Origin of the sequence: Phenylobacterium soli, from assembly GCF_003254475.1 — a bacterium.
Classification (GTDB): Bacteria; Pseudomonadota; Alphaproteobacteria; order Caulobacterales; family Caulobacteraceae; genus Phenylobacterium; species Phenylobacterium soli.
In genome coordinates this window covers 1,757,681-1,779,115 of record NZ_QFYQ01000001.1, presented here as the reverse complement: position 1 = coordinate 1,779,115, position 21,435 = coordinate 1,757,681, and the positions used below count along the sequence as shown (strand labels likewise).

Here is a 21,435-nt window from a genome sequence, read left to right as displayed (position 1 = left end):
CTAGAGGCGCTGCCGCTCCACCAGCTCGCGGACCTCGTGCAGGTCGGCGGCGATGCGTACGCACAGCGACTGCATCTCCTCGGTCGGATCGAGCATGTCCGGCACCATGATCGTCATCATGCCGGCGGCCGAGGCCGAGCGGACGCCGTTGTGGCTGTCCTCCAGCGCCAGGCAGTCCTCTGGCGCGACGCCGAGCGCCTGGGCGGCGATCAGGAACGGATCGGGGTGCGGCTTGTGGCGGGTCTGCAGCTCGCGGCTGATGATCGCATGGAAGCGCTCGATCAGGCCGTGCTGGCCCAGGCTGTGCTCCACCGCATGCCGCGTGGAGGAGGTCGCCACCGCCCGGGGCAGGCCGTGCGCGTCGAGCGCGTCGAGCAGCTCCAGGACCCCGGTCTTGAGGGCGATCCCGGCCGCGGCGATGTCGTCGAAGTGGCGCGACACCTCTCGCCGCCAGACCTCCAGGTCGAAGCCCTTCCCGAAGTGCTCGACGACGATCGCGTCGCTGGCGTGGCCCGGCAGGCCGATCATCCGCTTGAAGAGTTCGAACGGCATCTCGCGCCCGGCGCCGGAGGCCGCCTGCTGCATGGCGTCGAACACCACCTGCTCGGTGGCGACGAGCAGGCCATCCATGTCGAAGACGACGGCTTTGACGGGTCTGGGGAGGGCCATGGGCCGACTTAGCCGACTCGCGGCCTCAGGCCCAAATCACGGACCGCTTCAGTCCGTGACGAACTCGGCGGCCCGGTAGCCCTGGTAGTAGAGCAGCGCCGTCAGGTCGGCGTGGTCCACCTTGGCGTCGGCCTGGGCCGCCACTATGGGCTTGGCGCGGTAGGCGACGCCCAGCCCCGCCACCTCGATCATGGCCAGGTCGTTGGCCCCGTCGCCCACCGCCAGGGTCTCCGAGAGCGGCAGCTTCAGGTCCTCGGCCTCGCCGAGCAGCGACCTCAGCTTGGCCTCGCGCCCGAGGATCGGCTCGCCCACCTCGCCGGTCAGCTTGCCGGATTCCTCATGCAGGGTGTTGGCGCGGTTGAGGTGGAAGCCGGCCGCCTCGGCCACCCGACTCGTGAAGAAGGTGAAGCCGCCGGAGACCAGGGCGCAGCGCGCGCCGTTGGCCGCCATGGTCCGCACCAGCGTCCGGGCGCCAGGGTTCAGCCGCACGCGCTCGTCATAGGTCTGCTGCAGGGCGCCGGTGGAGAGGCCGCGCAGCAGCGCCACCCGCTCTCTCAGCGCCGTCTCGAACTCCAGCTCGCCGCGCATGGCCCGCTCGGTGATGGCGGCGATGTGCGCCTTCAGCCCCGCGAAGTCGGCCAGCTCGTCCAGGCACTCGACGTTGATGATGGTCGAATCCATGTCGGCGACGAGCAGCTTCTTCCTGCGCCCGTTCCACGGCTGGACGCAGACGTCGACCGCGCGCCCTTCGAGCGCCCCCTCGGCGGCCTCGCGCACCGCGCTCGCATCCTCGGCCTCCAGGGCGACGTCGACCGCGCCGGGCCCGAGCGGCCGGGGCTCCTTGACGCGGGCCCGCGCGCCTGCGAGCGCTGAGGCGAGATGAGCAAGGGCGTCTTCGGCGGCGCCCGGCTCCGGGCTGACCAGGGTGAGAGCAAGCTGCATGGAGCCCCGCATCTGGCTGATCGCCGGGCCCACGGCAAGCGGCAAGTCGGCGCTGGCCCTGCGCCTGGCCAAGGCGACCGGGGCGCAGATCGTCAACGCCGACTCCATGCAGCTCTACCGCGACCTGCACGTCCTGACCGCCCGCCCGAGCCCCGAGGAGGAGGCCGAGGCGCCGCACCGGCTGTTCGGAACGGTCGATGCGGCCGAGGGCTGGTCGGTCGGCCGCTGGCTGCGCGCCGCGAGCGAGATCATGGAGAGCGAATCCGCCCCGCTGGTCTTCGTCGGCGGCACCGGGCTCTACTTCCGCGCCCTCACCCAAGGCCTCGCCGAAGTGCCGGCCATCCCCGCCGAAGCGCGCGCCGCGGCCGAGGCCGACTATGAGCGCCTGGGGGAAGCGGCGTTCCGCGCCCGCCTCGCCGAACGCGATCCGCCCGCCGCCGCCCGCATCGCCGCCAACGACCGCCAGCGCCTGGTCCGCGCGTGGGAGGTCGCCGAGGCCACCGGGACCGCGCTGTCCGACTGGCAGGCCTCCGGCCAGCCGGCGCTCGCGCCGGGCGCCTATGTCCCGCTCGCCCTGGAGCCCCCGCGCGAGGCGCTCTACGCCCGCTGCGACGCGCGCCTGGAGGCCATGGTCAGCCAAGGCGCCATCGACGAGGTCGCCGCCCTGATCGCGCGCGACCTCGACCCCGACCTGCCGGCGATGAAGGCGGTGGGAGTGCGGGAATTCGCCGCCTACGTCCACGGCCAGGCCACGCGGGCCGAGGCCCTTGCCGCCGCCCAGCGCGAGACCCGCCGCTACGCCAAGCGCCAGCTCACCTGGATGCGCGGCCAGATGGCCGACTGGCCCAGGTTGACCGACGAGGGGCACGACAACCAGTGGAGGCAGTTTATTGCCCTCGACCCGCGCTTGACGGCCGGTTAGCGGCATGCGAAACGCGTGATCCTTCTCTTTCGAGGAACGCACGTGCGCGGAATTCTTGTACTCGTAGGGCGGCCGCAACCGGTCTGACGATCCGCGTCAGATCCGAACGGTCGCTTGCACCCAGGCCCCCCGCGGGCCTTTTTTATTGCCCCCACGCCAAGGTCCCACCCGATGACCGCCCACCAGACCATCGAAGCCCAACAAGACGTCATCTCCGGCGCGGAGATCGTCGTTCGCGCCCTCATCGACCAGGGCGTCGAGGTGCTGTTCGGCTATCCGGGCGGGGCGGTGCTGCCGATCTACGACGCGCTCTTCGCCGAGCCGCGGCTGCAGCACGTGCTGGTCCGCCACGAGCAGGGCGCGACCCATGCCGCCGAGGGCTACGCCCGCTCCACCGGCAAGCCCGGCGTCGTCCTCGTCACCTCGGGCCCCGGCGCGACCAACGCCATCACCGGCATCGTCGACGCCCTGATGGACTCCATCCCTCTGATCGTCATCACCGGCCAGGTGGCGACGCACCTGATCGGCACCGACGCTTTCCAGGAATGCGACACCATCGGCATCACCCGGCCGTGCACCAAGCACAACTACCTGGTGAAGTCGGTCGAGGAGCTGCCGCGCATCCTGCACGAGGCCTTCCACATCGCCACCTCCGGCCGCCCTGGCCCGGTGGTCATCGACATCCCCAAGGACGTGCAGTTCGCCAAGGCCCCTTACAAGGGCCCGGCCGAGGTCACCCACTCGCACAACTACCAGCCGCGCACCAAGGGCGACCCGGCCCGCATCGCCGAGGCGGCCGCCCTGATCGCCGGCGCGCGCCGGCCGATCCTCTACACGGGCGGCGGCGTCATCAACGCCGGCCCGCGCGCAGCCGAGCTGCTGCGCGAACTGGCCGAGATCACCGGCGCGCCGGTCACCTCCACCCTGATGGGTCTCGGCGCCTTCCCGGCCGCGGACAAGAAGTGGCTGGGCATGGTCGGCATGCATGGCTCGTTCGAGGCCAACAACGCCATGCACGACTGCGACGTGATGGTCGCCATCGGCGCGCGGTTCGACGACCGGGTGACCGGCCGCCTCGACGCCTTCGCGCCGACCTCGCGGAAGATCCACATCGACATCGACGCCTCCTCGATCGGCAAGAACGTCCGCGCCGACGTCGGCATCGTCGGCGATGCGGCGAGCGTGCTGGAGGATCTGATCGCCGCCTGGAAGAGCCGCGGCTACAAGACCGACAAGGCCGCGCTCGGCGACTGGTGGCGCGAGATCGAGGCCTGGCGCGCCCGGGACTCCTTCCGCTACCGGCAGGACGACAAGCTCATCAAGCCGCAGTACGCGATTCAGCGCCTCTACGAGCTGACCAGGGACCGCGACACCTTCATCACCACCGAGGTCGGCCAGCACCAGATGTGGGCCGCCCAGTTCTACCACTTCAACGAACCGAACCGCTGGATGACCTCCGGCGGCCTCGGCACCATGGGCTACGGCCTGCCGGCCGCCGTCGGCGTCCAGATGGCCCATCCCAAGAGCCTGGTGATCGACATCGCCGGTGACGCCAGCGTGCAGATGACCATGCAGGAGATGTCGACCGCGGTTCAGTACGAGCTGCCGATCAAGATCTTCATCCTCAACAACGAGTGGATGGGCATGGTGCGCCAGTGGCAGCAGCTGCTGCACGGCGAGCGCTACTCCCACTCCTATTCGGCCAGCCTGCCGGACTTCGTGAAGATGGCCGAGGCCTATGGCGCGGTCGGCATCCGGGCCGAGCATCCGGACGAGCTCGATGACGCCATTCGCCAGATGATCTCGGTGGACAAGCCGGTGATCTTCGACTGCCGGGTCACCAAGGAAGAGAACTGCTTCCCGATGATCCCGTCCGGCAAGGCGCACAACGAGATGATCATGGCCGAGGAATCCCGCGACCTCGGCTCGATCATCGACGACGCCGGCAAGCGGCTGGTTTGAGTAGGGCGACCCCGGCGACCGCGGCGCTCGACAAGGCGGGCGTCGCCTACAGCGTGACGACCTACGCCTACGATCCCGACGCCGACCGAATTGGGCTGCAGGCCGCCGAGGCGCTCGGCGCGCCCCCCTCCGAGGTGCTGAAGACCCTGATCGTCGTCGCCGACGGCAAGCCCGCCTGTGTGGTGCTGGCTTCGGACCGCGAGGTCTCGATGAAGCGCCTGGCCGCCGCGCTCGGCGCCAAGTCGGCCGAGATGGCGCCCGTTCCGCTCGCCGAGCGCACCACCGGCTACCGGGTCGGCGGGGTCAGTCCCTTCGGCCAGAAGAAGCGCCTGCCGACGGTCATCGACGCCGCGGCCGCAGAGCTCACCGAAGCCTACGTCAACGGCGGCCAGCGCGGCCTGCAGGTCCGCCTCGCCCCGGCCGATCTCGTGAAGGTCCTGGACGCCAGGGTCGCCGCGGTGGCGAGCTGACTATTCCGCGGGCTGCAGCGCCGCTTCCACCGGGGCGGTGAGGATCGCCCGCAGGCCCGGCCGGTTGTCCGCCTGCAGGATCTCGCCGGACAGCTGCTTGACCATTGCCGACATCATCCGGCTGCCGAATCCGCCGCCCGTTTCGCTGCGCTGCTTGCCCCGCCCTCGATCGGCGACGATGACCCGCAGCTTCGCTCCCGCCGCCTCCAGCGACACCTCGATCGGTCCCGGCGCGCCGCCGTAGGCGTACTTGTTGGCGTTGATCACCAGCTCGGTGACCACCAGGCCGATGGTCACGGCGCGGTCGGTGGGCACGAGCACAGGATCGGTGGCCAGGCTGATCTTGCCCGCCCACTCCTCGCCCATGGCGTGGCTCATCTCGCCGATCAGGTCCTCGAGGTAGCGACCGAGGTCCACGGTCTCGATCTGGTCGGCGCGATAGAGCCGCCGGTGCACCAGGGCCACGGCGCTCAGCCGGCTGCGCGCCTCTTCGAAGGCGGCGTGCAGGATCGGATCGCCCGTCGCCCGCGACTGCAGGCCAAGGAAGCTCGAGACCAGCTGCAGGCTGTTCTGGATGCGGTGGTTGACCTCCTTCAGCAGCATCTCCTTCTGCTGCAGCAGGCCGTCCTTCTCGCTGAGCGTCACGGTGAGCTGCTGGTTCATGTCGCGCAGCCGGCGCTGGGCGCGCTGATCGAGCAGCAGGTCGCGCAGCCGAACCGCCGCGTCGAGTTCGGCCAGCGTCCAGCGCCGCGAACGGCCGCGAACGGTCTCGCGCCAGGCCTCGAAGGAAGCTCGCGGCGTCAACGCCTCGCCCGGTCCGAGCGACACCGCCTTGTGCGGATTGCCCGCCCAGTTGACCAGCTCCACGGCCTCGGCCCGGAACCAGAGGACGACGAACGGCTCCTCGGGATTGACCACCGTGGCCAGCAGTCCGCTCGCCTCGGCCTGGTGCTCCGCCATATGAGGCAGCACCTGGGAGAGTTCGCTGGTGGCGAACGGCGGCTCCGCCCCGCGCGCCAGCACCCAGGCCGCCAGGTCCCGGATGGCATGCGCCGGCGGCCGGACGCCGTCGGCGTAGAGCGCAGCGCCGCGCAGCACCGCCACGCCATCGGCGTCCATCACCCGGCGCAGCTCCGCGACGCCCGTCTCGAGGTTGGCTTCCAGCCCGCCGAGCCGCGCGAAGCGGGAGGCGACCTCGTCCTCCATGCCGCGCAGGCGCAGTCGCTCACGATAGGCCTCCGCCTCCTCCTTGGCGCGAACCTGGCGGGCCAGGGCGCCGGCGAGCGCGCGGCTCGCCGCCCGCACGTCGTAGGGCATCAGCTTGGGGCTTTGGTGGTGGCAGGCGACCAGGCCCCACAGCATCCCGTCCTTGACGATCGAGATGGACGCCGAGGCGCCGACCCCCATGTTGCGCAGGTACTGCATGTGCACCGGCGCGACGCTGCGCAGCACGCTGTCGCTCATGTCGAGCGGATCTGACCCGTCCCACGCGGGCCGAAGCGGCGCCGGCTCGTAGGCGACGTCCGGGATCACGCGCACGAGGTTGCGCACATAGAGGGCGCGGGCCTGGGCCGGGATGTCCGAGCCTGGGAAGTGATGGTTGAGGAAGGAGGACATTCCCTCCGCGACGCTCTCCGCCAGCACCGCGCCGGCCTCGTCATCCAGGAAGCGGTAGATCATTACCCGGTCGAAGCCGGTGAGTCGGCGGAACTCGATCGCCGCCCGCTCGCACAGCGCCTTCAGGTTCGACGCACGCTCGAAGGCCGCGCCCGCGGCCTCGAGCTGGGCCAGCAAAACGGCCGCCGGCATGGCGGGGCTGAGCGCCGGCTCGATCTCGACCACCAGCACCTCGCCAGAGACGTTCGGCGACACGTGAGCCGAGACGTCCAGCGCCCGCCCCTCGCGCTCCAGCCGGCCCGCGTAGCCGGCGACGGCGCTGGAATGGGTCACCTGCGCCACCCGAGCCGCGAAATCGTCGCCCAGCACCTCCCCGAGGCTGGCGCCGATCCGGGCCTCCGCCCCCAACAGGCGCGCCACATCGCCGGCCAGGCAGCGGATCTCCTGGCTCGACGGATCGATGACCAGCATCACCCCGTGCGGCTGGATCGCGCCGGGGATGTGGATCGGCTCGCGGGCGCAGTCGTCGAGATCGAACGCCGGCGGGACGAGGGCCAGGAGGTCAGACATGGGAAGGCTCTTCACAGAGACGGGCCTCGGCGTGACGGAAGCCCGTCAGAGCGCCGCACACGGCGGCCGCGATGGCCGGCCCTTCGCCCGCCTCCACGGCCAGCACGGAAAGGAAGGCGCGCCAGCGGTCGCCCGCCGCATCGCCATAGGGATCGAGGAAGCCCAGGCCGGTGAAGTCGCCGCCGCCGGCGGCCACCTGCCGGCGGATCATGCGCCCGCCAAGCGTCGAGCCTTCCAGCACGTAGAGCAGGCCCAGCGCCTCGGCCCGGCTTGAGGCGGTCGGCGACGCCATCTCCGCCTCTGCCGGCGGCTCGCCCCCCAGCGCCGCGAGCTCGCGAGCGATCAGGGCGCTGCGCCGGCGAGCGGCGAAGTCGAGACCGGCCAGCGCCTCCAGCCAGGGCGCAGCGGCGGCTTCGACCTCGGCATGCAGCCGCCAGTAGCCCCGCGCCAGGCGGCGGCGGCCGGAGAGGTCTGCGATGCGCCGATGGATGTCGATCCGCTCCTCAAGTTGCGCATGCGCAGCCTGCGTCGCCTCGCGGAGGAGGCGGTGAGCGTCACTGATCATCAGGACCCAACGCGGGGACGGCGGGACAAGACCGGGGCGAGGGATCTGTGACGATACATCCCCAGGCTTGTGGGGGCGAACGGTGCCAGCAACAAGCGTGGCAATTGAGAAAAGCGCTGGGCGCCGGTTAAGCGGGCAGACCGGCGCCTAACGCGCGCCCATCCGGTTCAGCACTTCCTTCGGGATGCCGTACTGGGCGACCACCGCCGCCCGGTCGCGCAGACCCATGGCTTCGCGCTGGACCAGGAAGCCCCACACTGCATCGGCCGCCGCCTTGAGCAGCGGGCCGCGCGCCTCGGCTCGGCCGCCCGCGTCGTCGTGCGCCTTCAGAGCCGCCAGCGCGGCCTCCACCTTCTTGCCGGAGCGGCCGAGCGCATGAGCCTGCTCCTCCATCAGCTCGTACTGGAGCACGGCCTCGCCGGTCTGGATCCGGAGGCGCTTGGTCAGGCTCGGCAGGCGAAGGGACACGGGAGCGATGTTGGCCGATGTCGTTGGCCGCGCAAGCGGCGCAATTCTCACGAGTCCGGCCACCCATCTGCCGCAACGGCCGGATGACACTCCCCGGCCGGCGCGCTAAGGGTCCACGCCATGACCGACGCCCAGCCCGCCTCCGTCTACGACCTCGCCCACACCGAGGAAGCCGAGAGCCTCGCCACCTTCGCCTGCCTGGTGGACAACGAGCCGGGCGTGCTGCACCGGGTCGTCGGCCTGTTCGCGGCGCGCGGCTACAACATCGAGAGCCTGACGGTCGCCGAGACCGACCGCAACGCGCACACCAGCCGCATCACCATCGTCACCCGCGGCACGCCCCAGGTGCTCACCCAGATCGAGGCCCAGCTCCAGAAGATGGTCTCAATGCGCCACGTCCAGAACGTGAGCCGCGACCCCAACGGCCTGGAACGCGAGCTCGCCCTGGTGAAGGTGCGCGGCACGGGCGCCGAGCGGGTCGAGGCCCTGCGCGTCTCCGACATCTTCCGCGCCAAGGTCATCGACACCACCCACGAGAGCTTCGTTTTCGAGCTCACCGGCGCGCCGTCCAAGATCGACAGCTTCATCGAGCTGATGCGCCCCCTCGGCCTCGTCGAGGTCTCCCGCACCGGCGTCCTCTCGATCCAGCGCGGCGTCGAGGCGCTCTAGCGAAACCGCGCTCCGGCTCGCGCGCTGAATAGGCGTGCGCCGGATCCTTCTCACCAGCCTGATGATCGCCGCCTGCGCAGGGGCCAGCCACGCGCAGCTGCTCCGCCGTGCGCCGGCGGGCCAGGTCCCCGTCGCCGCCCCGCCGGCCGATCTGCCGCCCGCCGAAGCCGACATCTGGCCCTATCCGCCCCCGGACCCGAAGAGCTGGTGGGAGGACAAGCGGCCCAAGCCCGCCGAGGCCGCCGATCCGCTCGCCGGCCGGCGCATCCCGCGCGGCCAGCGGCTGGCGGCGATCGACAACGGCGTCGACGCCTCCACCTACCGCCTCTGGGGCCTGATGCCGCTGCAGTGGCAGGTGCTGCATCAGGGCGAGATGATCCTCGAGGTGTGGGTGCGGCCGGCCAACAGCGTGCGGCAGGCGGTGTCCCGCGTCATCGTCCGCCGCGACGGCCAGGCCTTCGTCCAGGGCCGCGCGGGCCTTGCCTGCTGTGAGGCCCAGATCACCCGCCGGATCGGCTTCGACGCCGAGCTGCCGGCCGGCTCGGCCCAGGCCTTCCTGGCCCTGCGCAGCCATCCCATGTGGCAGGCGCCGCGGCTGGTCAGCGTCGACGAGGGCGGCGGCGCGTCCGAGGGCGTCTGCATCGACGGCGTCTCCTACGACGTGACCCTCGTGGTCCCGGGCCGCTCGCGCTCGCTGCACCGCGCCTGCGACGAGGCCGAGTACGGCCAGGTGGCCGATGCGCTCGAGCCCACCCTGCGCGCCGCCCTCGGCCAGGACGGGCGGTTTGACGTGCTGTTCCCCGCCGGCGTCAACTTCGCCAAGGCGCGGCAGGCCTACCAGGCGCTGCTCGCGCGCGGCGGCGCCCTGCGTCCCGACCCGAACGGCCGCGCCCAGCCGGCCGCCGCCCCGATCGGCGCCGAGCCCGCGCCGCAGGCGGAAGCCGCTACGCCGCCTGCAGTTCCGCAGCCTGCAGTCCCGCCGCCTGGGCCGCGTTGATCCGCCCGCGGATCACGATGCGCATGCTGACGTACTGCACGAGGAACAGCGCCAGCTTCGAGGCCGCCGGCGCGATGGCCATGAACGCCGGCCATTGCGGCGCGAACCACACCGCCACGATCAGGTTGGCCGCCGCGGTCGCCCCCATCAGCGCCGACCAGGCATAACCCCACCCGACGGCGAGGTCCTCGGCGTGGCCCTGGGCGATGGCGGGGATGTAGCGGAGCATCCAGCCGCGCTTCAGCATCACGGCGGCGATGGCGAGGTAGATGAGGCTCGGCTTGGCCATGATGAACCGCGGGTCGTGAGTCGCCAGGCTCAGCCCGCCGAACACCAGGGTGAGGCCAAGGCCGGCCCACTGCAGCAACTCGATCCGCCCGCCCCTCAGTCGCACCGCCGCCAGCTGGACGAGGCCCGTGCCGATCGCCAGGGCGGTGGCCGCGCGGGCGTCCACGTGCAGGGCGACGAGGGTGGCGAACACGAGGGTGGACAGGAAGTCCCAGGCCAGCGGGCGCAGGGCGCGGACGAGGTTGGACATCGGAAGTCTCCGGCGTTGAGGATCGCCCGCAAGGCTAGCGAGACGCCGGCCGCGCTCAGAATCCGCTCGCGAAGAATAGGTGGCTGCTCACGGAAAGGGCGCGTCGATCCGCGCTTCGCGAGCGGCGCCAAGGCGCTTGCAAGGGGGGGCCGGTATGGGTTTTACAGCCGCCCCATGTCCTTGACGTCCGCCCCGACGCTGCGCGAGCGCCTGACCACGCCGGTCCTGCTGGCCGTGCTGCTCGGCTTCCTCGCGCTCAGCCTCGGCACCTTGAACCTGCTCAAGCTTCAGCCGGCGGGCGTCGACTTCGCCGGCTTGTGGGCGGGCGGTAAGGCGGCGCTCACCGACATCGGCAAGCTCTACGACTTCCACTATGTGTCGGAGCTGCAGGGCTGGCCGCTCGGGCCCGGCAAGCTTCGCCCCTACGCCTATCCGCCCTCGGCGCTCCTGCTCCTGACGCCCTTCGCCCTGGCGCCGTGGAACCTCAGCTATATCGTCTGGACGCTGGCCACCGGCGCCTTCTTCGTCTGGGCCGGCGTCAAGGCTGGGGCGCCCAAGTGGTTCCCGCTGATTCCCTGGGTGGCCTTCGCCGCCTTCTGCGGCCAGGCGACCTTCCTGCTGGGCGGCCTGGTCATGGCGGGCCTGGCGCTGACCTCCAGCCCGATCATCGCCGGCGTCCTCTTCGGCTGCGCCGCGGCGATGAAGCCGCAGCTCCTGATGCTTCTTCCCCTGGCGCTGATCGCCGAGCGTCGCTGGACGACGATCGTCGCCACCGGCGTCACCGGCCTCGTGCTGTGCGCCGTCTCCGCCGCCGTCTTCGGCCTGCAGCCCTGGTTCGAGTGGCTGGGCGCCCTGTCGCGCTTCGAATACCTCGTCTCCCATGCCCGCCTTTTGGTGGCCAACGCGATCACTCCCTATGCGGCGCTCACCTACTGGCGCCAGGAGGGCTCCTGGGCCCTGCTGCTCGCGCCGGGCGCGGCGCTGTGGGTGTGGCTGACGTTCCGGCGCGGCGCCGACCTTTCCGACAAGATCATCGCCCTCTTCGGCGGGGCCTTCCTGATCTCGCCCTACGCCATGAACTACGAACTGGCCCTCTTCGCGCCGGCCACCGCCGCCTACCTGGCGCGCACCCGCGACCCGCGCTGGCCCGCCTACGCCGCAGCCGCCGTGCTGCAGGCGATCGTGCTGCATCCGGCCTTCTTCTCGCTGGCCGCGACGCTCAGCCTGCCGCTGCTCAAGGCCCTGCCCCTGCCGCCGTTCCTCGGCCGCGAGCCCGAGGCGTCTTTAATTCGGAACGGTTGATCCCTATATTCATGGGCGTCGGGCTTGCCCGACTATGGGGATAAACGCGCGCGTAATAAGCGGACTGGACCCGGGTGCGATTCCCGGCGGCTCCACCAAATCTTCCCCCGGGTATCGCCGGGCAAGTGCGGGGCCGATCAGGATCGACAGACGTGTAAAGGCGTAGCTTTCTCCCGGCCTGACCCACCGTTTCGGGTCTTTTGATAGATGCGAACGATAACTTCGCTTCTGAAGTTCGGCTCGCCGCGTAAGCGCGCGCTGACTTCAACCTAAAGCCCTTGCGGTTAGCACCGTAAGGCGGGGCTCGGAGGGGGCCTGGCAACAGAACCCCTCCACCGAATTGCAGGGGCGATGCAGCCCATGAGGGGGCCTGGCGACAGAACCCCTCCACCGATTTAGGGGGCGGTCCGCAGGGCCGCCCCTGTTCGTTTCGCACTCGCGAATGCCGCCTTGCGCGCGTACGTTCAGGCGTTACCCTTTGAGGGTAGCGTTCCGTTGGGAGATTCAAGTGGCTCAGGACCCGCCGGCTCAGGACCTGATGCACTATGACGCCATGGCCCAGGAGGCCTTGCGCGGGGTGGTGAAGTCCGCCCTCAAGCGCGCGGCGTCCGAGGGCCTTCCCGGCGCGCACCACTTCTACATCACCTTCAAGACCGACGCGCCCGGCGTCTCGGGCCCGAGCGACCTGCTCGCCAAGTACCCGGACGAGATGACCATCGTCCTGCAGCACCAGTACTGGGACCTCGCCCCGGGCGAGACCTTCTTCTCGGTGACCCTGCAGTTCTCCGGCCAGCCGAAGCGGCTCTCGGTGCCCTACTCGGCCGTGACCCGCTTCTACGACCCCTCGGTGCAATTCCTGCTGCAGTTCGAGGCGCCGCCCGCCACGCCGGCCGAGGCCAAGCCCGCCGAGACGCCCGAGACCTCGCCCGAGCCGCCCACCGGCGAGGACGGGTCCAAGATCGTTTCCCTCGACCAGTTCCGGAAGAAATAATGACCGACGTCGCGAGCCCCGAGCCTGAGGCCCTGACCGACGAGGCCATCCTTGCCCGGTTCCTGCGCAGCAAGAACCAGCCCACCGGCTCCCAGACCCTCGGCTTCCGCATGGTCGCGGTGAGCCAGGCCGAGAAGTCGGTCGAGGTGGAGTTCGACGCCCGCGCCGAACTGCTGCTCAACCCGATGAAGCAGATCCAGGGTGGCTATCTCTGCGCCATGCTCGACGAATGCATGAGCGTCGCCTGCATGGTCGCCTCGGGCATGACCCACGTCGCGCCGACCGCCGAGATGAAGACCACCTTCTTCCGCCCCGCCCAGCCGGGGAAGATCCGCGGGATCGGCAAGGTGGTCCGCTGGGGCAGCCGGGTCGCCTTCACCGAGGGCGAGCTCTATGATCCGGAGGGCCGGCTCCTCGCCAAGGGCACCGGGACGGCGATCCCCACGCCATTCGCCAGCTACAAGGGCAAGTGACATGCGGTGGGTCGCGCTGGTCTGGGGTCTTCTCCTCGGTCTTGCGCAGCCCGCCGCCGCTGCATCGCCCGGCCAGCCGGGCGCCTTCCAGCCCAGCGCCTTTAAGGATTGGGCCGCGGTCGTCGTCGCCGGCGACTGGCACGCCCACTCCGGCGGTCCCTCGGAGGCCTTCGACAACGCCCGCCGCGATGTCGCCCGCGCCCTCGAGCAGGCCGGCTTCCAGCCGGCCAACCTGCGCCAATACTCCGTGCGCCCGGAGCGCTACCACGACACCCGCCCAGCCAAGTCCGACCTCAACGGGATCTACGAGGATCTCGGCGACCTGACTTCAAAGACGTCCGCGGGTTGCATGTTCTACCTGAGCTCCCACGGCTCGCCGGCCGGCGCGATCGTCGACGACCACGTCCTCGCGCCCGGCGTGCTCGACACCATGCTGGACCGGACCTGCGGCAAGCGGCCGACCGTGGTGGTGATCTCCGCCTGCTTCTCCGGCGTTTTCGTGCCCACCCTTGCGCGCGCCAACCGCATGGTGCTCACCGCCGCGCGCCCTGATCGCTCGTCCTTCGGCTGCGGCGAGGCCGACAAGTACCCCTACTTCGACGACTGCTTCCTGCAGTCGATGAAGGGGGCCCGCGATTTCACCGGGCTCGGGCGCGCCGTGCAGGCCTGCGTTGCGGCGAAGGAAGCCGAGACGGGCGCCGGTCCGCCGTCAGAGCCGCAGCTCTTCGTCGGCGGCAACCTGCGGCCCATCCTGCCGCTGCTGACCTTCACGAGCGCCGCGACGCACTGACTTCGCTTTGAGGGACTCAGGGCGGCATCTACAACCTCTACGACAAGTCACTTCAGGCGCGGGGGCAGCCAGGCGTGGTGATGCGGTCCATTCTTCCGGCCACCGTCGCGGCGCTCGCCGTGCTGCTCGGCGCGCCGCGCGCCGGCGCCCAGGACGAGGCGCCGCCGCTGCCGTCCCATCCCATTCCCTACAGCCAGCTGAAGCCCAAGGCCGCCAAGCCAAAGCCTAAGCCCGCGACTGCTTCCCCGGCGGCGAGCACGACGCCGGCCGCCATTGCGCCGTCCGGGCCGGCCGCCCTGCCGCCGACGCCGCCTCAAGCTCCGGCTGCCGCCCCGCCGCAAGCCGAGGCCGGCGCGCGTCTGGCGCCCGGGCAGCCGCTGCCGGTCGGCGAACTCGACGGGTTCGTTGACGGCTACGTACGCGCCGCCATGGCCCAGGCGCACATCGCCGGCGTCACCGTCAGCGTCGTCCAGAACGGGCAGGTGGTGATGAAGCGCGGCTACGGTTTCGCCAGCCTGTCGCCCGCGCGGCGCGTCGATCCTGACCGGACGCTGTTCCGCATCGGCTCCATCTCCAAGACCTTCACCTGGCTCGAGGTGCTGAAACAGGCCGAGGCCGGGCGGCTGCGCCTCGACCAGCCGGTCAACGCCTACCTGCCCGAGCCGCTGCGGGTGAAGGACCAGGGCTTCGACCGACCAGTCCGCATCCTCGACCTGATGGACCATGCGCCCGGCTTCGAGGACCGCTCGCTCGGCCACCTGTTCGAGGACCGCTTCGAACGGGTCCGGCCGCTGGACCTCTACCTGCGCCAGGAACGGCCAAAGCGGGTGCGTCCGCCGGGCCAGCTTTCCAGCTACTCCAACTATGGCGCGGCCCTGGCCGGCGAAGCGGCCGCCAACGTCGCCCGAAAGCCCTACGAACAGCTCGTCGAGGACGACATCCTCGGTCCGGCGGGCATGGCCCACACCACCTTCCGCGAGCCGCATGCGGCCAAGGCGGGCCTGCCAGCCCCCATGCCGGCCGGCCTCGCCGCCGACGTCTCGCAGGGGTTCCGCTGGACGGGCGGCGGGCTGAAGGCGCGGCCCTACGAGTTCATCGAACAGGTGGCGCCCGCCGGCGCCGCCTCCTCCACCGCCGGCGACATGGCCCGCTACATGCTCCTGCTGCTCGGCGATGGCGCGCTGGACGGCGCCACCATCTATGGCCCCGCCACGGCGCACGCGATCCGCGCGCCCATCCAGGCGACGGCGAGCGGCGTCAACGGCTGGGCGCACGGCTTCGTCGTCTACAGCCTGCCGGGCGGCCAGACCGGCTACGGCCACGACGGCGGCACGCTCTCCTTCTTCTCCAACATGGTCGTCGTGCCGAGCCTGAACCTCGGCGTCTTCGTCTCCACGAACACCGAGGGCGGCGCCCAGCTCGCCAGCCGCCTCGCGCCGGCCATCGTGCGCCACTTCTACGCCCCGCCCGAGACCGCACCGCGCGCCGGCTCGCCCGAGCTCGCGGGAGAGGCCGCGACCTTCACCGGCCACTATGTCAGCACCCGCCGCGCCTACTCCGGCCTGGAAGGGCTGGTGATGCGGCTAGGGCCGGGCGGGGTCGACGTCAGGGTGACGCCCGACGGCCGGCTGCTGCTCTCGTCCTTCGGCCAGTCCACGGCCTGGGTTCCGGACGGCGCCCCTTCCGGCGGCCGCTTCGTCAGCCTCGACGGTGAACGCCGCCTCGACGTGCGTATGAAGGACGGTCGCGCCGTGGCCATCGTTCCGGACGCCAACGCGGCGGCCTACGAACGCGAACCCGGCTGGAAGAGCCCCGGGACGCTGGCGCTCATGGCCGCGCTGACCGGCCTCGCCGCGCTGCTTACCCTGATCGGACTTGCGTTCCGCAATCGCCGCGACCTGCGCGAGAACCTGACCCAGAGCCGCGCCAGCATCGTCCAGAACATCCAGGCCGGCCTGTGGCTGCTGGCCATGGTCCTGTTCGGCGCCTTCTTCAGCCACGCCGCCGGCGACCTCGCCTGGCTCATGTACGGCTGGCCCAATCCCTCGCTGATCCTGGGCTCGGCCTGCGCCCTGGTGGCGGCGGTCCTCACCCTCGTGACCATCGCCGCCCTGCCCGCCGTCTGGAGCGGCGGCCGGCGCGTGGATTCCTGGAGCTACGGACGCAAGGCGGCCTTCACCCTGACGGTGATCGTCTATGCCGCCTTCTCGATCCTGCTCGCCACCTGGGGCGCGCTCAGCCCCTGGAGCGGCTGAGCCGCAAGCTGAACCTTAAGGCCGCGTTTACCATCCACTGGGTAATTCCTGCCTAGCGGGGGGTGGGGAATGCCTGCGCCTGCCCGCTGTTCGGGAAGGGACGCCCTTAAGTGAATCAGTTCCTGGCGGCGCTTCAGAGGTTCGGCATCGGACGCCTGGTCGCCATCCTTGGCCTCGGGGCCGGCGTCGCGGCGGCGCTGTTCGCCATGAGCCTCAACCTGGGCCAGCCCAAGGCGCTGCTCTATTCCAACCTGGACCTCAAGGAAGCCGGCTCTATCACCCAGGCGCTCGACCAGGGCGGCATCAAGTACGAGGTGAAGGGTGACGGCTCGACCATCCTGGTGCCGCGCGACCAGGTCGCCTCCACCCGCCTGATGCTGTCGTCGAAGGGCCTGCCGACCTCGGGCTCGGTGGGCTACGAGATCTTCGACCAGGGCAACGCCCTCGGCCAGACCGACTTCGTCCAGCAGCTCAACCGCCAGCGCGCCCTCGAGGGCGAGCTCGCCCGCACCATCCGCAGCCTGGACGGCATCACTTCGGCCCGCGTCCACCTGGTCATTCCCAAGCGCCAGCTCTTCGAGGAGGAGGCCGAGCAGCCCTCCGCGGCGGTGACGATCGGCGTCGGCGGCCGCGAGCCCAACGCCGACAACGTTCGGGCCATCCAGAACCTGGTGTCCGGGGCGGTGCCGGGCCTGAAGCCCGACAAGGTCACCGTCGTCGACCAGCACGCCAAGACCCTCTCCGGCGGCGACACCGGCATGGCCGCCGAGGCCGACGGCCGCAAGACCGAGGTCGAGCAGCGCATCGCCAAGCAGGTGAAGGCGATGGTCGAAGGCATCGTCGGCGCCGGCAAGGCGCGGGTGAACGTCTCGGCCGACGTCGACATGGCCCAGGTCACCACCCAGCAGGAGACCTTCGACCCGGACGGCCAGGTGGTCCGCTCGGAATCGACGACCGACGAGAACTCCAAGGAGAATCAGCCCGAGAACTCCGGCCAGGTGTCGGCCGCCGCCAACGTCCCCGGCGGCGCGGTGGGCGCGGGTTCGAACAACAACTCCTCGGCCAGCGGCCGCCAGGAGAGCACCACCAACTACGAGATCTCCAAGACCACCCGAACCGAGGTCCAGGCCCCCGGCGCGATCAAGCGGCTCTCGGTCGCGGTCGCGGTCGACGGCGTCACCGCGGTCGGCAAGGACGGCAAGCCGGGCCCCTACACCCCCCGCTCGCAGCAGGAGATGCAGCAGATCGACCAGCTGGTCCGCTCGGCCGTCGGCTTCAATCAGCAGCGCGGCGACCAGGTGACGGTGGTCAACGTGCGCTTCCCCACCACCGCCGACCCGGAGGGCGTCACCGCCGCCAACCCGCTGATGGGCTTCGACAAGAACGACATCATGCGCGCGGCCGAGCTGGGCGTGCTGGGCATCGTCGCCCTGCTGATGATGTTCTTCATCGTGCGGCCGCTGGTGAAGGGGGCGACCGGCGCCACCCCTGCCCCGATGATGCTGTCGAGCGGCCAGGGCGTGACCCACATCACCACCACCGCCGACGGCCAGCCGCTGCAGGTCACCGTCGACCCCGCCACCGGCCAGCAGCTCGCCCTGCCGGGGCCCGTCGCCGGCGACCTCGACGCGAAGATCGACATCGCCCGCATCGAGGGTCAGGTGAAGGCCAGCTCCGTCAAGCGCGTCGCCGAGTTCGTCGAGAAGCATCCGGAGGAGTCGGTCTCGATCCTCCGCAACTGGCTGCATGAGAGCGCCTGATGGCGAAGGGCAAATCCGTCGTCGATCCGTCCCGCCTCACCGGCCCCGAGAAGGCCGCGGTGATCCTGCTCGCGCTGGGCGAAGAGCACGCCAGCGTCTGGCAGCAGCTCGACGAGGACGAGATCAAGGAAGTCTCCCAGGCAATGGCCAGCCTGGGCACGGTCACCTCCAGCGTGGTCGAGGACCTGATGGTCGAGTTCGTCTCCGGCATGTCCGGCGGCGGCGCGATCATGGGCTCCTTCGAACAGACCCAGAAGCTGCTCGCGGCGATGATGCCCGAGGACCGGGTCAACCAGCTCATGGAGGAGATCCGCGGCCCGGCGGGTCGCACCATGTGGGACAAGCTCGGCAACGTGAACGAGGCCGTGCTCGCCAACTATCTGAAGAACGAATACCCGCAGACGGTCGCGGTGGTGCTGTCGAAGATCAAGTCCGAGCACGCCGCCCGGGTGCTGGCCGCCCTGCCCGAGGACTTCGCCCTCGAGTGCGTCATGCGGATGCTGCGCATGGAGCCCGTCCAGCGCGAGATCCTCGACAAGATCGAACAGACCCTGCGCACCGAGTTCATGTCGAACCTGGCGCGCACCTCCAAGCGCGACAGCCATGAGATGATGGCGGAGATCTTCAACGCCTTCGACCGCCAGACCGAGGCCCGCTTCATCACCGCCCTCGAGGAGCGCAACCGCGAGGCGGCCGAGCGCATCCGCGCCCTGATGTTCGTCTTCGAGGACCTCTCCAAACTCGATCCGGGCGGCATCCAGACCCTGCTCCGCGCGGTCGAGAAGGACCAGCTCGGCCTGGCCCTCAAGGGCGCCTCCGACAGCCTGCGCGAGCAGTTCTTCTCCAACATGTCCGAGCGCGCCGCCAAGATCATGCGCGAGGACATGGAGAGCATGGGCCCGGTCCGCCTGCGCGACGTCGACCAGGCCCAGATGGCCATGGTGCAGGTTGCCAAGGACCTCGCCAACAAGGGCGAGATCATGCTGGCCGGGGCCGGCGGCGACGACGAGCTCGTCTACTAATGGCCGAACTCCAGAAATTCAGCTTCGACACGGTGTTCGACGCCGACGGCGGCATCGCCTTTCAGGCGCCGCGGCCCAAGCGCACCTTCTCCGCCGAGGAGGTCGAGCAGATCCGCCGCAAGGCCTTCGCCGAAGGCGAGCAGGCGGCCCACGCCTCGATCGCGGCCCAGCAACAGCTGGCGCTCGCCGGCGTCGCGGCCGCCTGCCACCAGGCCTTGCCGAAGCTCGCTGAGGTCGCCCACGAGCACCGTGTCACCTCCGCGCGGCTGTCGCTGGCCTGCGCCCGGGCCATCGCCGGCGCGGCCCTCGACCGGTTCCCCGAGGCGCCGCTCCAGGCGGCGCTGGCGAGCCTCTCCCAGGAGATCGAGGCCGCGCCGAGGCTCGTCGTCACCGCCGCGCCCGACCTCGCCGAGCGGATCCAGGGCGTGCTCTCCGAACTCGCCGGCGCGGCGGGCTACGCCGGCGCCATCCAGGTGAAGCCGGACGCCGGCCTGCCGACCCACGCCTTCGGCCTCGATTTCGGCGACGGTCAGGCCGCGTTCGATCCCGAGGCCGCTGCCGCCCGCGTCACCGCGGCCCTCGAAGAGGCGCTCGCCGCCGAGGGCCTGCACGCCGAACCCCTGATCCCTGGCGCTCAAACCGAGCCGGAAGGCTGACCATGTCCGAGAGCGATATCGACAACCAAGCCCCGCCGCCGAGCGAAATGAAGCTCGACGAGTTCTCGCCGGAGGAAGGCGCGCTGCCGGAATCGATCGCCGAGGACAAGACGGCGGCCGAACTGCAGCCGGTGTTCGAGGTGCCGGTGAGCATCTCGGCGGTGCTCGGCCGGGCCAGCGTCTCGGTCGCCCAGCTCCTGCAGCTCGGGCAGGGCAGCATCCTCGAGCTCGACCGCAAGGTCGGCGAGGCGATCGACATCTACGTCAACAACCGCCTGGTGGCCCGCGGCGAGGTCGTCATCGTCGACGAGCGCCTGGGCGTGACCATGACGGAAATCATCAAGGACGGCGACGCCGCGGCCTGATGGCCCTGGCGCAGTAGGTAAGGAGACTTCCGATGCGGCTTCTGGTCGTCGGACAACTGAACGGACAGCTCGCCTCCGCCGTGAAGATGGCGATGAGCGCAGGCGCCAAGGTGGCCCATGTGGAGACCATCTCCGCGGCCACCCACGCGCTCCGCGCCGGCCAGGGCGCCGACCTCCTGATGGTCGACTACGAGCTCGACATCGCCGCCCTGATCGCGGCGAACGAGGCCGAGCGGATCCGCGCTCCGGTCGTGGCCTGCGGCGTCGGGGCTGACCCGCGCAGGGCCGCCGACGCGATCCGCGCCGGCGCCAAGGAGTTCATCCCCCTGCCGCCGGACGCCGAGCTGATCGCGGCCGTCCTGGCCGCCGTCGCCGACGACAACCGTCCCATGGTGGTGCGCGACCCGGCCATGCAGCAGGTCATGACCCTCGCCGACCAGGTGGCGGGCTCCGACGCCTCGATCCTGATCACCGGCGAAAGCGGCGTCGGCAAAGAGGTCGTCGCCCGCTACGTCCACCAGAAGTCCCGCCGGGTCGCCAGGCCGTTCATCTCGGTGAACTGCGCCGCGATCCCCGAGAACCTCCTGGAGAGCGAACTCTTCGGCCACGAGAAGGGCGCCTTCACCGGCGCCGTGGCCCGCCGCATCGGCAAGTTCGAGGAGGCCAACGGCGGCACCCTGCTGCTCGACGAGATCTCCGAGATGGACGCCCGCCTTCAGGCCAAGCTGCTGCGCGCCATCCAGGAGCGCGAGATCGACCGCGTCGGCGGGAGCAAGCCCGTGAAGGTCGACATCCGCATCCTCGCCACCTCGAATCGCGACCTCGCCCAGGCGGTCCGCGACGGGACCTTCCGCGAGGACCTGCTCTACCGCCTGAACGTCGTGAACCTGCGCCTGCCGCCGCTGCGGGAGCGCCCGGGCGACATCGTCGCGCTGGCCGAGTTCTTCGTGAAGAAGTACGCCGCGGCCAACGGCGTCGCCGATCGCCCGCTCTCGGCGGAGGCCAAGCGCCGCCTCGCCCTGCACCGCTGGCCCGGCAACGTCCGCGAGCTGGAGAACGCCATGCACCGCGCGGTGCTGCTCTCCACCGGTCACGAGATCGACGAGGCGGCCATCCGCCTGCCCGACGGCCAGCCGCTGTCGGCGGTCGATCCCCAGGCCCGCACCGCCCAGGCCGCCTCGCTGGCGGCCGAGACGGCCACCCGCGCCTTCGTCGGCCAGACCGTGGCGGAGATGGAGCAGCAGCTCATCATCGACACCCTCAGCCATTGCCTGGGCAATCGGACGCACGCCGCCAACATCCTCGGCATCTCGATCCGCACACTGCGCAACAAGCTCAAAGAGTACGCCGACGCCGGCGTCGCCGTCCCGCCGCCGCAGAGCGCGGCGAGCGCCGCCTGAACCGAGCCGATCTGACCGGGCTGACCTGACCC

At 70.7% G+C, this 21,435-nt stretch carries 21 protein-coding genes and 1 other RNA gene; 16 read left to right on the top strand and 6 right to left on the bottom strand.

The annotated features are described in order from the left end of the window. Together DJ017_RS08850 and serB are read right to left on the bottom strand one after the other, a co-directional pair. Window positions 1-669 carry an HAD family hydrolase gene (locus DJ017_RS08850; RefSeq protein WP_111528372.1) on the bottom strand — a complete coding sequence of 223 codons (669 nt, stop codon included), beginning with the start codon at window positions 667-669 and terminating at the stop codon, window positions 1-3. A gap of 48 nt (window positions 670-717) precedes the next feature. Beyond that, window positions 718-1,611, bottom strand: coding sequence for a phosphoserine phosphatase SerB (gene serB / locus DJ017_RS08845; protein ID WP_111530028.1), 894 nt, complete (start codon window positions 1,609-1,611; stop codon window positions 718-720). Between serB and miaA the strand changes: the two genes are divergently transcribed. The 3 genes from miaA (at window position 1,610) to ybaK (ending at window position 4,965) form a co-directional block, all read left to right on the top strand. Beyond that, window positions 1,610-2,533, top strand: coding sequence for a tRNA (adenosine(37)-N6)-dimethylallyltransferase MiaA (miaA, locus tag DJ017_RS08840; RefSeq protein WP_111528371.1), 924 nt, complete (start codon window positions 1,610-1,612; stop codon window positions 2,531-2,533). The two genes, serB and miaA, sit on opposite strands and share 2 nt — an antisense overlap. Before the next feature lie 171 nt (window positions 2,534-2,704). Beyond that, window positions 2,705-4,495 (top strand): acetolactate synthase 3 large subunit, encoded by a 1,791-nt coding sequence (locus DJ017_RS08835; RefSeq protein WP_111528370.1) that lies wholly within the window; start codon window positions 2,705-2,707, stop codon window positions 4,493-4,495. Beyond that, window positions 4,492-4,965 (top strand): Cys-tRNA(Pro) deacylase, encoded by a 474-nt coding sequence (gene ybaK / locus DJ017_RS08830; RefSeq protein WP_111528369.1) that lies wholly within the window; start codon window positions 4,492-4,494, stop codon window positions 4,963-4,965. Before DJ017_RS08835 ends, ybaK begins: the two co-directional genes overlap by 4 nt. On the opposite strand, the gene DJ017_RS08825 is transcribed toward ybaK, so the two are convergent. The 3 genes from DJ017_RS08825 to DJ017_RS08815 form a co-directional block, all read right to left on the bottom strand. Next, complete coding sequence (locus tag DJ017_RS08825) at window positions 4,966-7,152, bottom strand: histidine kinase dimerization/phosphoacceptor domain -containing protein (protein ID WP_111528368.1); 2,187 nt, start codon at window positions 7,150-7,152, stop codon at window positions 4,966-4,968. Further along, window positions 7,145-7,717: a biliverdin-producing heme oxygenase gene (locus DJ017_RS08820; RefSeq protein ID WP_111528367.1), complete on the bottom strand. Its 573-nt coding sequence runs from the start codon at window positions 7,715-7,717 to the stop codon at window positions 7,145-7,147. Before DJ017_RS08820 ends, DJ017_RS08825 begins: the two co-directional genes overlap by 8 nt. 147 nt (window positions 7,718-7,864) lie before the next feature. Beyond that, the gene (locus DJ017_RS08815; protein ID WP_111528366.1) at window positions 7,865-8,185 is read right to left on the bottom strand and encodes a DUF6665 family protein; all 321 of its coding nucleotides are present in this window, start codon (window positions 8,183-8,185) and stop codon (window positions 7,865-7,867) included. A gap of 120 nt (window positions 8,186-8,305) precedes the next feature. Between DJ017_RS08815 and ilvN the strand changes: the two genes are divergently transcribed. Both ilvN and DJ017_RS08805 read left to right on the top strand, forming a co-directional pair. Further along, window positions 8,306-8,854 (top strand): acetolactate synthase small subunit, encoded by a 549-nt coding sequence (gene ilvN, locus DJ017_RS08810; RefSeq protein WP_111528365.1) that lies wholly within the window; start codon window positions 8,306-8,308, stop codon window positions 8,852-8,854. Window positions 8,855-8,888: 34 nt separating this feature from the next. Continuing rightward, on the top strand, window positions 8,889-9,851 hold the full coding sequence (locus tag DJ017_RS08805) for a hypothetical protein (RefSeq protein WP_193539994.1): 963 nt from the start codon (window positions 8,889-8,891) through the stop codon (window positions 9,849-9,851). Here DJ017_RS08805 and DJ017_RS08800 read toward each other — a convergent pair. After that, window positions 9,799-10,389: an inner membrane-spanning protein YciB gene (locus DJ017_RS08800; protein ID WP_111528364.1), complete on the bottom strand. Its 591-nt coding sequence runs from the start codon at window positions 10,387-10,389 to the stop codon at window positions 9,799-9,801. The genes DJ017_RS08805 and DJ017_RS08800 overlap by 53 nt on opposite strands. A 174-nt stretch (window positions 10,390-10,563) precedes the next feature. Here DJ017_RS08800 and DJ017_RS08795 point away from each other — a divergent pair, with 174 nt between their 5' ends. From DJ017_RS08795 to flbD, 11 genes are all read left to right on the top strand, one after another. Beyond that, window positions 10,564-11,691, top strand: coding sequence for a glycosyltransferase family 87 protein (locus tag DJ017_RS08795; RefSeq protein WP_165830578.1), 1,128 nt, complete (start codon window positions 10,564-10,566; stop codon window positions 11,689-11,691). Continuing rightward, window positions 11,669-12,028: a transfer-messenger RNA gene (gene ssrA, locus DJ017_RS08790) on the top strand. The genes DJ017_RS08795 and ssrA overlap by 23 nt, the downstream gene beginning before the upstream one ends. Window positions 12,029-12,229: 201 nt before the next feature. Then, window positions 12,230-12,682, top strand: a complete 453-nt coding sequence (locus tag DJ017_RS08785; RefSeq protein ID WP_377284611.1) for an SspB family protein — start codon at window positions 12,230-12,232, stop codon at window positions 12,680-12,682. Further along, window positions 12,682-13,155: a PaaI family thioesterase gene (locus DJ017_RS08780; protein WP_111528362.1), complete on the top strand. Its 474-nt coding sequence runs from the start codon at window positions 12,682-12,684 to the stop codon at window positions 13,153-13,155. The genes DJ017_RS08785 and DJ017_RS08780 overlap by 1 nt, the downstream gene beginning before the upstream one ends. 1 nt (window position 13,156) lies before the next feature. Further along, a complete protein-coding gene (locus DJ017_RS08775) occupies window positions 13,157-13,945 on the top strand; it encodes a C13 family peptidase (protein WP_111528361.1) in 789 nt (262 codons plus the stop codon). Window positions 13,946-14,025: 80 nt separating this feature from the next. Continuing rightward, window positions 14,026-16,200, top strand: coding sequence for a serine hydrolase domain-containing protein (locus DJ017_RS08770; RefSeq protein ID WP_111528360.1), 2,175 nt, complete (start codon window positions 14,026-14,028; stop codon window positions 16,198-16,200). 110 nt (window positions 16,201-16,310) lie between these two features. Next, window positions 16,311-17,960, top strand: coding sequence for a flagellar basal-body MS-ring/collar protein FliF (gene fliF / locus DJ017_RS08765; protein WP_111528359.1), 1,650 nt, complete (start codon window positions 16,311-16,313; stop codon window positions 17,958-17,960). Next, window positions 17,960-18,982, top strand: coding sequence for a flagellar motor switch protein FliG (gene fliG / locus DJ017_RS08760; protein ID WP_111528358.1), 1,023 nt, complete (start codon window positions 17,960-17,962; stop codon window positions 18,980-18,982). The genes fliF and fliG overlap by 1 nt, the downstream gene beginning before the upstream one ends. Beyond that, entirely contained in the window at window positions 18,982-19,638 is a 657-nt protein-coding gene (locus tag DJ017_RS08755) for a FliH/SctL family protein (protein ID WP_111528357.1), read from the top strand. The genes fliG and DJ017_RS08755 overlap by 1 nt, the downstream gene beginning before the upstream one ends. Before the next feature lie 47 nt (window positions 19,639-19,685). Beyond that, window positions 19,686-20,003 carry a flagellar motor switch protein FliN gene (gene fliN, locus DJ017_RS08750; protein WP_111530027.1) on the top strand — a complete coding sequence of 106 codons (318 nt, stop codon included), beginning with the start codon at window positions 19,686-19,688 and terminating at the stop codon, window positions 20,001-20,003. 32 nt (window positions 20,004-20,035) lie between these two features. After that, window positions 20,036-21,403 (top strand): sigma-54-dependent transcriptional regulator FlbD, encoded by a 1,368-nt coding sequence (flbD, locus tag DJ017_RS08745; RefSeq protein ID WP_111528356.1) that lies wholly within the window; start codon window positions 20,036-20,038, stop codon window positions 21,401-21,403. The last annotated feature ends 32 nt before the right edge of the window (window positions 21,404-21,435 follow it).